At 71.1% G+C, this 7,435-nt stretch carries 8 protein-coding genes; 2 read left to right on the top strand and 6 right to left on the bottom strand.

What is annotated here, in order from left to right; genetic code table 11:
- Positions 1-771: transposase zinc-binding domain-containing protein (locus CYU89_RS00325; protein WP_296278226.1), on the bottom strand; the 771-nt coding region annotated here is incomplete at its 3' end.
- 125 nt (positions 772-896) lie between these two features.
- Between CYU89_RS00325 and CYU89_RS00320 the strand changes: the two genes are divergently transcribed.
- Positions 897-1,067, top strand: a complete 171-nt coding sequence (locus tag CYU89_RS00320; protein WP_165948777.1) for a hypothetical protein — start codon at positions 897-899, stop codon at positions 1,065-1,067.
- 173 nt (positions 1,068-1,240) lie between these two features.
- The gene (locus CYU89_RS00315) at positions 1,241-1,876 is read left to right on the top strand and encodes a L,D-transpeptidase (RefSeq protein ID WP_079389179.1); all 636 of its coding nucleotides are present in this window, start codon (positions 1,241-1,243) and stop codon (positions 1,874-1,876) included.
- A gap of 283 nt (positions 1,877-2,159) precedes the next feature.
- On the opposite strand, the gene CYU89_RS00310 is transcribed toward CYU89_RS00315, so the two are convergent.
- The 5 genes from CYU89_RS00310 to CYU89_RS00290 form a co-directional block, all read right to left on the bottom strand.
- Entirely contained in the window at positions 2,160-3,272 is a 1,113-nt protein-coding gene (locus CYU89_RS00310; RefSeq protein ID WP_296278225.1) for an ABC transporter permease, read from the bottom strand.
- The gene (locus CYU89_RS00305) at positions 3,269-4,456 is read right to left on the bottom strand and encodes an ABC transporter permease (RefSeq protein ID WP_296278224.1); all 1,188 of its coding nucleotides are present in this window, start codon (positions 4,454-4,456) and stop codon (positions 3,269-3,271) included. Before CYU89_RS00305 ends, CYU89_RS00310 begins: the two co-directional genes overlap by 4 nt.
- Positions 4,441-5,475: an efflux RND transporter periplasmic adaptor subunit gene (locus tag CYU89_RS00300; RefSeq protein ID WP_296278223.1), complete on the bottom strand. Its 1,035-nt coding sequence runs from the start codon at positions 5,473-5,475 to the stop codon at positions 4,441-4,443. The genes CYU89_RS00305 and CYU89_RS00300 overlap by 16 nt, the downstream gene beginning before the upstream one ends.
- On the bottom strand, positions 5,468-6,946 hold the full coding sequence (locus tag CYU89_RS00295) for a TolC family protein (protein WP_296278222.1): 1,479 nt from the start codon (positions 6,944-6,946) through the stop codon (positions 5,468-5,470). The genes CYU89_RS00300 and CYU89_RS00295 overlap by 8 nt, the downstream gene beginning before the upstream one ends.
- Positions 6,943-7,435 (bottom strand): efflux RND transporter permease subunit (locus CYU89_RS00290; RefSeq protein ID WP_296278221.1); only part of this gene is annotated, 493 nt, incomplete at its 5' end. The genes CYU89_RS00295 and CYU89_RS00290, both read right to left, overlap by 4 nt.

Raw genomic sequence — 7,435 nt, 5'->3', positions numbered from 1 at the left:
CCGCAGCCCATCCATGCCGTCGTCGCTACCCGCGCTGTCGGACAGGAACACGGATTCGTCTTCGCCTTCGAGCCAGCCGCGGCGCGACAGGTGCCGGCACACGCGATGCGCGATGGTGTTGGCGAGCTGCGTCAGTTGCGCAGAGGTGGGGGCGCGGCGCAGGCGCGGCTTGCGCCGCGGGGGCTCGACGTTCGCGTCGTACACGCCGTCGAGCCACAGCATGTGGAAGTGAACATTCAGGTTCAGCGCGCTGCCGAAGCGCTGGATCAGGGTCACCACGCCGCATTGCGCGCTGGCGTGGTCGACGCCGACTTGATCGGCTAACCAGCCGGCGATGACGCGCTGCACGATCACCAGCACCGGGCCGATGGCCTCCGGCTTGCTGGCGAACAGGAAGCGCAGCGGGTACGGAAAACTCAGCACCCATTGCCGCACCGGCCGCGGGCCAAACACCTCCTCCACCAGGTGCCGCGCGCTCTCGGCCATGCGCCGCGCCCCGCAGCTGGGGCAGAAGCCGCGCTTCTTGCAGGAGAAGGCCACCAGCCTCTCGGCCCGGCACTGCTCGCACACCACGCGCAGGAAGCCGTGCTCGAGCACGCCGCAGCGCAGGTAGGCATCGAACGCCTCGCGGACATATCCGGGCAGCGAGCGGCCCTCCGCTTCGATCCGTACAATGAAGTCCGGGTAGTGCGCCTCTACCAACGCGTACAGCAGCGTGCGCTCGGGCGCGCGTACCGCGAACCGGTGTGGGCGGACGGCAGTGGCGCGCATCCCGCGGCTTGCCGCCGGGATGTGGCGAGGCGCGGCACGCAGCGCTCCGGTGCGGGGACGGCTGCTCAGTGTTGCGCCTGTGTTCGCACGTTCGTATCGGTGCGTTCTGATCTTCGCGTCAGACATTGCCGCGGCGACTCTCCCGCCTCGACCGCCTCGACACCCAGGTGCAGGGCGCGGCCCAGAGCGCCGAATCCGCCAATCAGGGCGCCCAGCGCGCCAACCAGCGCCTCGACCAGATCGAAGGCCGCGTGCAGCAGCTGGAATCGTCGCCGCGCCGCGTGCCGCGCGGGTGAGCACGCACTCCGCTTGACCGACCGGCGCGGGGATCCGTCGCCTGCGCGGCGCGGATCCCCGCGTTGGATGGTGTTCCGCCCCCGAGGAGCTTCCCATCCGTACTTTCCCCCACTCCCTCCCCCACCCGGGCCGGCGCGCGGTTGCGCTGGCGCTGGCGCTGGCGCTGGTCAGCGTGGGCGCCACCGCCAGCGCGCGCGACGACGGCACCCCGCCGGTGACGTCACTGGACGAACTGCCCCGCGGCCAGGACGTCTCCGACACGGTGATCGAACTGGCCGGCTGGGTCGTCGCCTCCGGCGACAGCCAGGGCTATCCCTTCGCGATCATGGACAAGGCCGCCGCCCAGATCCTCGTGTTCGGCGGCGATGGCCGCCTGCGCGGCGCCGCGCCCGGCCTGTTCGGCTCCGCCGTGGGCGACCACACCGCCCCCGGCATCGCGGGCCTCGCCCTGCGCGAGATCCCCGGCCGCGACCGCACCACCCCGGCCGGCCGCTTCGTCGGCGGCTACGGTCCGTCCATCGATGCCGGCCGCGTGCTGTGGGTCGACTACGAGTCCGCGGTCTCGATCCACCCGACCGCGACCGGCGTGCCGGAGGAAAAGCGCCCCGAGCGCCTGGCCTCGCCAACGCCGGATGACAACCGGGTCACCCACGGCTGCATCAACGTGTCTCCGGCGTTCTACGAGCAGGTCGTCAGCCCCACCTTCGCGCGCGGCGGCGTGTTCTACGTGCTGCCGGACGAAGGCTCGCTGGAGGAGGCGTTTCCGGAGTTCGCGGGCGCCGGCACCCGGAAGACCGCCGGCGACTGAGCGCCGGTGCGTGGCCGCGCGGCGGATGACGCGGCGTCTCCGGTGCGTCGTCCGCAGCATGAAAAAGGCGACCCGGTCGCCCGGGTCGCCTTTTCGTTACCGCACCCGCCGAAGTCACTTCAGGCCGCGGTTGCGGAGCAGGGCATCGGCGCTCGGCATGCGGACGCGGAAGGCCTTGCAGCTTTCGGCCGGATCGATATTGTCGGCCAGCACATCCAGCGCGCAGACGATCTCCGATACCCGCGCAGAAGCCGCCCCGGCCCCGTCCTCCGTGACCGGCCCGTCAGGTGCCGTCCCGCCCCGGGGCGTAGCGCCATACCGCCAGCGCGCCATACAGCAGTGTCAAAAAAGCGAGGTTGCACAACTCGGGAAGCGCCTCGGCGAAGCTTGCGCCCATCTGGTTGAACTTCACCATCAGGTTGATGCCGGGCGTGGAGGGAACAAGCCTCGCCAGCCACGCCAGGGGCTGTGGCATCGCCACGGCCGGCCATGAGAGCCCGGACAGGAAGAAGAGTGGCAGCGCGGTGACGAGCATCAGCTGGAAGGGCCGTTCGCGGGTGCGGAAGAAACTGCCCGCGAACAGCGCGAACGCCACCACCGCGGCCACGTACAGCGCTCCGCCCACCAGCGTACCGGGCGGATTGCCCCCACGCGGATAGTCCTGGAGCCACATCACCAGACCGTTGTAGTACAGCATGCTGCACACGCCGATCAGCGCGAACGCGGCGGCGATGCCGAGCAGGCCGCGGCGCGAGAACGCCAGCCGACCCAGGCGTTCGCGACGCGTGCCGGCCATGACCAGCATGCCGATCAGCAGTGTCTGCTGCACGATCAGCTGTGCCACGCCCGGCACCACGGCGCTGCCGTAACCCTCGCGGGTGTTGAACAGCGGCCGCGCCACCACCTGCAGCGGCGCTGCGCCGGGCGCACCTGCGAAACCTGCCTGCACCACGGCGGCCTCGCGCGCGAACGCGGCGGCGGCCTCGCCCAAGCCCTCGAGCACCACGCCGCCGCGACCGAGGAACGCACCACTGCCGTACAGCGCCAGTTGCCCCTGCCCGCCGCGCAGGATCCCGCGTTCGAACCCCGCGGGCACCACCAGCAGGCCCTGCGCTTCACCGCGGGCGATCCTTGGCCGGGCCTCCTCCACCGAGGTCGCATCGCCGACGATCCTCACCGCGCGCACCGCGCCCGCCTTGCGCACCAAGGCGCGGCTCATGGCGCTATGGTCGAGGTCGACCACCAGCACCGGATACTGCGAAGCCACCTGGTGCCGGTAGGCGACCGGGTAGAAGAACGAGTACAGCACCACGGCGCCGATCAGCGTCACCACCGCGTAGCGGTCCGAGAACACGGCGCGCAGAGTCTCCAGGAAGGCGGCCCTGACCTGGTTCATCGCTGCCCCCAGGAGGCCGGATCGCGCGCTCCGCGCGCATACAGGCGCAGCCCCGCGCCGCCGGCCACCAGCACGAACAGCACCAAGGTCCCCAGCAACGACAGCGAGGCCGTCCATGCCGCACCCAGGTCGAGCTGCTGCGCCTGCAGCTTGAGGTAGGCGGTGAAGGGAAGCAGCTGGCTCCAGACCTGTGCGAACAGCGGCGCTCCCTGCACCGGGAACGTCGCGCCCGAGAACGCCAGCGACGTGCCCGCATACAGTCCGGTCAGCGACAGCGACGTGCCCATATTGCGGGTGGCCCCGACCAGCAGCAGCGCGATGCCGCCGTAGGCCAGGTACATCGCCGCCTGCGCGGCGACCAGCAGTACCGCGCTGCCGGCCACACCGCCGCGGATCGCCGCCAGCCAGAGCAGCGACAGCGTGCCGTAGGCGGTGAACAGCAGCAGGTACGGCGCCAGCTTGCCGGCCACCGCCGGCAGCAGGCGATCGCCGCACTCGGCCAGCCATGTGCCCGCGCTGCCGTCACGCAGTTCGCGCCCGAGCGCGCCGACCATCGCCAGGCAGGCGGCGAGGTGCAGCAGTGCCGGGAACAGCAGGCCGAGCAGGAAGTGCTCGTAGCTGCGTGCGGCGTTGGCCAGCACGGTGGCCTGCACCCGCAGCGGCGGCTGGCGGACCGCCTGCGCCCCGCCGACCCGCGCCACCCCACGGCGTACGAGATGCCCACTGGTCGCCTGCGCCGCCTCTCCGATCCCCCGCAGCACCGCCTGCCCTGCCGTCTGGTGGCTGGCGTTGTAGTAGGCGAAAACAACGGCGCTGCCGCCACGCAGGACCTGGCGCTCGGCACCCGCAGGCACGTGCACCACCGCGAACGCCCGGAGCGCGCGCACCTCCGACCAGGCCTGCGTCAGGTCCGCCGGCCGCGCGGCCACCCGCACGCCCGGCACGGCATCGAGCCTGCGCACCAGTTCGCGGCTGGCCGCGCTGTTGTCATGATCGACCACCGCCACCGGCAGTTCGCGCGGCACGCCGGCCGAGAACATCCAGGCCAGCAGCGCCAGCGCCAGCAGCGGGACCCACGTGGCCAACGCCAGATCCCAGGGATCGGCGCGCAGCCGTGCGCACTCGCGCAACGCCGAACGGACGAACGCCTCGCGTGCCGTGGGCCGCGTCAGCGTTGCGGCCATGCGAACAGCACGCTCATGCCCGGCCGGAAGCCTGCGACTTCCGCGACCGGCCTCGCGCGCACTTCGAAACTCCTCACGTCGTAGCCGGCCGACTGCCGGGTCGCGCGCCAGGTCGCGAAATCGCCGGCCGGGCTGATGTGGTAGACCTCGAACTCGACGTCCTCGCGCTCCAGCGCCGGGATCGAACCGCGCAGGCGGCGGCCCACCTCCAGGCCCGCGAACTGGTCCTCGCGCAGGTGGAACGCCACCCACATGTGGTCGAGGTCGACCAGGGTGAAGACCGGATAGCCGGCCGCCACCAGCTCGCCGGTTTCGACCAGGCGCTTGGACACCTCGCCGGCCGTCGGCGCGCGGCCGCGCACTTCGCTTTCGGCCGCCTGCACTTCGGCCACGGCGCCTTCGGCCTGCCGCACCTGCGCCTGCGCGGCGCTCCTGTCCTGTTCGCGGGCGCCGGCCTGCGCCTGTTCGTACAGCGCCTGCGCTGCGCGCGCCTGCTGCTCGGCATCGATCGCCTTCGTACGGGCCTCGTCGCGCTGCTGCCGGGTGACCACGCCCTCGGCATGCAGCCGCTCCAGGCGCTGGAAGGTGGAACGCGCCAGTTCGTGTCCGGCCTGGGCGCGCCGCCAGTTGGCCTCCGCTGCGCGGATGTCCTCCACGCGCGCGCCTTCCTCGGCCTTGTCCGCCAGCGCCTGCGCGGCCGCGAGCGCGGCTTCGGCCTGTCGCTTCTTCGCGGCGATCTCGGGGCTGTCCAGCTCGAACAGTACCTGCCCCGCCTCGACCCGCTCCCCCTCGGCCACCAGCAGCGCCGACACCCGCGCGGTCACCTTGGCCGACACGTTGATGCTGTCGGCATCGGCCATGCCCTGCACCAGGTCCGCCGGGCTGCGGAACGCCAGCCACAGGCCGCCGACCAGGATCACGGCAATCACGCCCAGGGCGACAAGGCGCAGGCGACGGCGGCCGGACGGTGCATCCGCAGCCACGGGTGGCGGCGGCGGCGACGGAGCGGGTTCATTCATGGGGAAATACCCTGTGGTCTGCCTTGCGGATGTACTCGCCAAAGCGCGCCGACTGGCCACCCAGCTCGAGCAGGTGCGCCAATGCCACGCAATAGTCGTAGGCGGCGTGCGCGTGTTCGACCCGTGCGGCGCCAAGGCCGAGCCTGGCGTCCATGACATCGAGCGAGGTCGACTGCCCCTCGCGGAACGCCAGTTCCTGCAGGCGCAGGTTCTCACGCGCCTGCTCGATGCTGCTGTCGAGCAGCAGGAACTGCTGGCGTGCCGTTTCCAGCGCATTCCAGGCCTGTGCCACGCCGATCCTGATCTGGTTCTGCGCCTCGCGCAGTGCGGCCTGCGCCTGCTCCTGCTGCGCGCGCGCAGCACTGATCTGGCGCGGGCGATCCCGCCCGGACAGGAAGGTGTACTTCAGGCCAATGCCGAAGGCCCAATCGGTGTCGGTCAGCAGCGCATCCTCGCGGTACAGGTCGTACTGGCCGAACAGGTACACCTGCGGTTTCAGTGACGCCGCCTGCACACGCACGCCTGCGCCCGCCTGGTCGTCAAGCGCCCGCAGCTGCGCCAGCTGCGGGTGCCGCTCAAGCGCGGCCCGGGTGAACGCCTCCAGCGTGCCCGGCGATGTGCCGACCACGAACAGCGGCGTGATCGGCGTCACCGGCCCATCGCTGCGCAGCAGCAGCGCCAGGGCCTGGGCGGCGGCGTCGCGGTCGTTGAGCGCCTTCTGGTACTCGCGCTCGCTGGCGTCACGCGCGACGACCGCCTGCAACACCTGCGCGCGCGTGGCGAAGCCTTCGCGTTCAAGCGATTCGGCATGGGCCAGGTGCTGCCGCATGCCGTCGCGCACCTCGCGGCGCACACTCAGCGCCTGCTCGGCCAGGCCCTGGCCGAAGTAGGCCTGGACCAGTTGCGACGTCAGCTTCTGGGACTGCTGCGCCCGCTCCGCGTCCGCCCCACGCAGGGCGGCCGCGGCCGCCGCCTGCGCGGCCGGGATCTGCCCGCCCGTGTACAGGGGCAGCACCGTGGTCAACACCGGACGCAATCGCCGGTCGCGCTCCTGGAACCGCAACGGGCTTTCGATGCCGAACGCCTCGCCCACTGGCGCCAGCGAACCCAGCGGCAAGCTCAGCGTCTTCTGGAACTCCAGGTAGCGCGCTTCGAGCGAAATCTCCGGCAGCCGCAGGCGCGCGGTCGCATCGGAAAGATCCTGCCGGGCGCGCAGGTTGGCGTCCGCGGCAGCCAGCGCGTCGGAGACCCGTTCCAACCGCTCGCGCGCCTGATCGAAGCTGAGTGCGTCCGCATCCTGCGCGAGTGCCGAGGTGGCCGGTACAAGCAGGACCAGACCCAACGCCAGACCGAATGCCCGTCCGTGCGCGGCGCGGGATCGCCGACGGTATGCCCCACCCAGCCTGCCAGCCTTGCCTGTCGACACCTGCCACTCCATTGCACCGGCCGCCGCTATCTTGATGCCAGTCATGGTGGCGCCGCAACTTCACTGGCATCTGCGGCCTTCCGCCGCAACTTCCCGAGCACCCGCTCCTCCAGATCATCCACCAGCGTATACGCCGCCGGCACCACCACAAGGCTCAACACCGTCGAGGTGATCAACCCACCGATCACCGCCACCGCCATCGGCATGCGGAAGCTTGAATCCGCCGTCAGACCCAGCGCGATCGGCATCATGCCCGCCCCCATCGCCAGCGTGGTCATGATCACCGGCCGCGCACGCTTGTGGCACGCGTCCATCAGCGCCTCGTGGCGGGTCATGCCCTTTTCCTCGGCCATCACGGCGTAGTCGACCAGCAGGATCGAGTTCTTGACCGCGATGCCGATCAGCAGGATCGGGTATAGGAAGTTCAACCGCCCTTTTTGGCGAGTCTGGCGGGTAGGAAGCGGCCGCGCAAGCGCCGCTTTGGGCACAGATCGGGCACAGATCGGGGGTTCATGCGTGGGTTTTCGACATCGC

Source organism: Pseudoxanthomonas sp. (assembly GCF_002863005.1).
Classification (GTDB): domain Bacteria; phylum Pseudomonadota; class Gammaproteobacteria; order Xanthomonadales; family Xanthomonadaceae; genus Pseudoxanthomonas_A.
The sequence above is the reverse complement of the archived record's forward strand: the minus strand, read 5'-3'. Positions and strand labels throughout refer to the sequence as shown.

Bases quoted from the DNA above. Each gene is read 5' to 3' on its own strand.
- CYU89_RS00310 (WP_296278225.1), bottom strand. From the start codon at position 3,272: ATGAACCAGGTCAGGGCCGCCTTCCTGGAGACTCTGCGCGCCGTGTTC.
- CYU89_RS00305 (WP_296278224.1), bottom strand. From the start codon at position 4,456: ATGGCCGCAACGCTGACGCGGCCCACGGCACGCGAGGCGTTCGTCCGT.
- CYU89_RS00300 (WP_296278223.1), bottom strand. From the start codon at position 5,475: ATGAATGAACCCGCTCCGTCGCCGCCGCCGCCACCCGTGGCTGCGGAT.
- CYU89_RS00295 (WP_296278222.1), bottom strand. From the start codon at position 6,946: ATGACTGGCATCAAGATAGCGGCGGCCGGTGCAATGGAGTGGCAGGTG.